The 3,340-nt window shown below is 63.6% G+C and carries 2 protein-coding genes and 1 pseudogene; all 3 read left to right on the forward strand.

The window, feature by feature from the left end; all coding sequences use genetic code 11:
- The first annotated feature begins 489 nt into the window (after positions 1–489).
- The gene (locus AX703_RS00135; RefSeq protein WP_231735277.1) at positions 490–1,839 is read left to right on the forward strand and encodes a Mu transposase C-terminal domain-containing protein; all 1,350 of its coding nucleotides are present in this window, start codon (positions 490–492) and stop codon (positions 1,837–1,839) included.
- Entirely contained in the window at positions 1,812–2,666 is an 855-nt protein-coding gene (locus tag AX703_RS00140) for a TniB family NTP-binding protein (RefSeq protein WP_062341744.1), read from the forward strand. The genes AX703_RS00135 and AX703_RS00140 overlap by 28 nt, the downstream gene beginning before the upstream one ends.
- Positions 2,663–3,340: pseudogene (locus AX703_RS00145) on the forward strand (hypothetical protein); the annotation flags it as partial. The gene AX703_RS00140 and the pseudogene AX703_RS00145, both read left to right, overlap by 4 nt.

Below are 3,340 nucleotides of genomic sequence, written 5' to 3' on the forward strand. Positions count from 1 at the left end.
TGTCGCGGGACAAAGAAGCAGTCAATCAACGTAACCTCCTGATAAAATGCCATAGAATTCTGAAATCAGTGCATCATATCTTGGCACTTGGAAATTCCGGCTTCTCAAGTACGTCAAAATAGACGACGCTGAAGCGGTCCATAGATCGGTCGGAGTATTCCGGTGATCGAACGAAAACCGCCTCGAATCGCCACGCCCTCTGCGGCGGCGCTGAAAACTGGTGCAGAACTGTACGCGGTGTTCCGGCGTCATGTTTCGCTGGAGGGCCCACTGTCAGCAGCGTCGGTGGCCGCAATCTGCGAAGAAACGGGGCTCGGCGCGCGCCGAGTTCGCGAACTCGCCCGTCGGTTCCGGGAGCATCCTATAGCGGAGAGCCTCGCACCGCAGCCAAAGGGGCCTAAGCCCGGAACAAGGCATGCGCCGCCCGAAATCCTCACGGCGATCGACCAGGAGATCGAGGAGATTTTCCTGCATCGTCCGCGACCCAGCGTGCGGGAGGCTGCCAACCAGATTCGCAGCCTGCTCATTGCGGACAACGGCGATTACCGGTTCAAGAGTGGGGATGTCCCGAGCGTTCGGACCATCGAGCGGCTGATCGGGGAGATCAGCTCGCCGCAGCTTGCGCGCTCGACCATGGGGTCGAAGCGTCGGACGGCATATGAGCCGCATCCGGGCCAATACCAAAGCCGCGGGTTCCTGGACCTCGTGCAAATGGACCACTCGCCGGCCAACGTCATGCTCGTCGATAGCGTGCGCCGCGAGGCCTTGGGGCGACCGTGGGTTACGCTGCTGATCGAGGTCTGGAGCCGCTGCATTCTGGGGTTCTATGTGAGTTTTGGGGATCCATCGATCTTCCGTTGTGGCCGGGCGGTGGCCAATGCGCTGCTCCCCAAGCCGCCGTTGCTGGCGCATCTCGGCATGAATGATGACTACCCGATGCATGGGTTCTTCAAGCGGTTGCATGCCGACCATGCGGGATCTCACCGGGCAGAAGTCTTTCGAAGCGCCTGTCACGCCTACGGGATCGATCCGGACATTCGGCCGCGTGGTCCGGCCCATTTCGGTGGGCACATCGAGCGCCTGATCGGTACCATGTGCGAAAAGATGCTGCTGTTGCCGGGTGCCACCGGCGGTGACGTCACGAAGCGCGATGGCCACGACGTCGAAGCGGCCGCCACCATGACGCTGGAGGAGTTCGAACGCTGGTTCATCCGGGAAATCTGCCGCTATCACCATACGCCGCATGAGGGGCTCGGAGGGATCGCACCAACACAGATGTGGCAGGAAGGAGCGGTCGAACACGGTACCCTCGTGCCCGTGGGGGTCGACGTTGCGCAATTGATCCGCCGGTTTCTGCCATGGGTCGAACGCACCATAACCGCGAGCGGGGTGAGGATCGACCATCGGCGGTACTGGCACGAGAGCTTTGCGTCGCGGATTGGACTCAAGGTCATGATCCACATTGATGAACGCACCATCCAGGAGGTCTATCCGCAGATCGATGAAGCCCTTGTCGTGGCGTGTGTCGTCGGGTCCTACCCGCAGGTCACCAAGCTGGAGTGGGATGCCGCTGCTGCAGAGCGCCGCCGCCGCGGGGCCGCCTATCATCACGGCGGCGGCGAAGCCGAGATTGCCCGGCTCGTCTATGCCAATCGCCAGGAAGTGCGGGCCTCGAAGATCCGGACCCGGCAGCAGCGCCAGGGGCGCAAGCGGCTCGAGCGCGAAGGTGTTTCGCACGCACCGGCGCTGCCAGCGGGCACTTCTGCAGCCGGTACAAGATGGCTTCCGCTGGAGGAACTGGGAGAGGTGGAATGGCTCAAGCCGATAAGCGAGGCGTAGCCTCGGCGGGTTCGCTGCGGCAGGCCTTCTGGATCGATTTCGACGAAGCACGTGCGCATGTGAATACGCTGGTGGGGCTGGCCGGCGAGGATCCGGATGACCGACCAACCTGCGTTGTCCTGGTCGGACAGTCGGGGATGGGCAAGACATCGATCCTGAAGGAAGTGGGTCGGCGGATCGAGTTGGCCTATCCGGAACCAGCGGACTGGGGCGATGCGCGCTACATTCCGATGCTGCGTGCGGTCGTACCCTCGCACCCGACATCGCTGCGGATCAACCTTGCGTTGTTGTGGAAGCAGGGCTGGCCGCTCACCCGCCGCACGCACCAGATTGCTGACCTCAAGGTAGCCGAACTGCTGGGTGAGCAAGCGACCAGGCTGGTTGCAGTCGACAATGTCCATGCGGTGCTTACGGCCAGCGGACGGGCGCGGCGCGATGCGCTGGATTCGTTCCGCTTTCTCATGAGCGAGGGAAACGTCCACATGGTGGTAGCTGGTCTCGATATCGCCGCCGATATCTTCAGCGACGATGCCGAATTGGCCTATCGCTCGATTATCCTGCGCCTGACGCACTGGCCCCCGGGTGCGCCTTCGCAGCAGCTGATCCGGGTCCTGGCGCGCGGCATAGGCCTGAGCGAGCCGGACCGCTTCGCCGAGCCGGAAATGGCCGAATTCATCTGGCGCACCAGCCACGGCGTGACGGGCAATTTCAAGCGCCTGCTGCACTGGAGCCAGCGGGTCGCGAGGGACACCCACGGGCGCGAGCATGTCGAATTATCGGACGTCTACGAGGCTGCTCGGTTGTTTCCCTGCTATATCGATCGGTGAGGCGGGAGGAGTCGAAGAGGGACCCGTCGCCGCTCGCCTACCGGGTTCTGCCGCAGCCCGAGGAATTCTTCGATTCGTGGCTCGATCGGCTTGTTTCACGTCACGATACGACGCGCACCGGCCTGTTCGAATTTCTTGGCTTCGAGCCGGGTCTTGCCCGCCTCGATCTTGGCGGCGGACAGGCAGCCAGCACGCGCGCGGACGCGGGTGCGGCAATCGAACGGCTTGCCTGGGCGGTACAGTGTGAGGTGTCCGTCGTGCAGGCCACCCTCGTTCCGGCCAGCAGTGAGTGCCTGCTGCCGCCGCGCGGGCGCCATTATGGCTGCCCGCAATGCTGGCTCGAATTTCACCTGGCAGGCAAGCCGCTGGTGATCCTGCGCGAATGGACGCTTCGGCAAAGCTGGCTCTGCCGCAAACACGAGGCCTTGCTGGTCGATTTGCGCGATGTGCCGCGCCGCGCGGACGGGGTGATCGACCTTGCTTCACTGCGCCGCCTTGCTGCGGTGGCAGTGCGTGCACTTGAGCTGCTCGGCTTCGCCGAACCCCGTCTGCTCGCCAACCGTCATGCCGCCCTGAAGCTGCTGGGGCAGAACGCTGCCGAGCGTCCGCCGCCCGGGCTCGATGCCTACATGCGCGAGTTCAGCGCGAACCGTCTCCATGTCGTGCCTGCGCGC

This window comes from Novosphingobium sp. CCH12-A3, from assembly GCF_001556015.1.
GTDB classification, from domain to species: Bacteria; Pseudomonadota; Alphaproteobacteria; order Sphingomonadales; family Sphingomonadaceae; genus Novosphingobium; species Novosphingobium subterraneum.

Excerpts from the sequence above, each read along its gene's own strand:
- AX703_RS00140 (WP_062341744.1), top strand. The coding sequence starts at position 1,812 with ATGGCTCAAGCCGATAAGCGAGGCGTAGCCTCGGCGGGTTCGCTGCGG.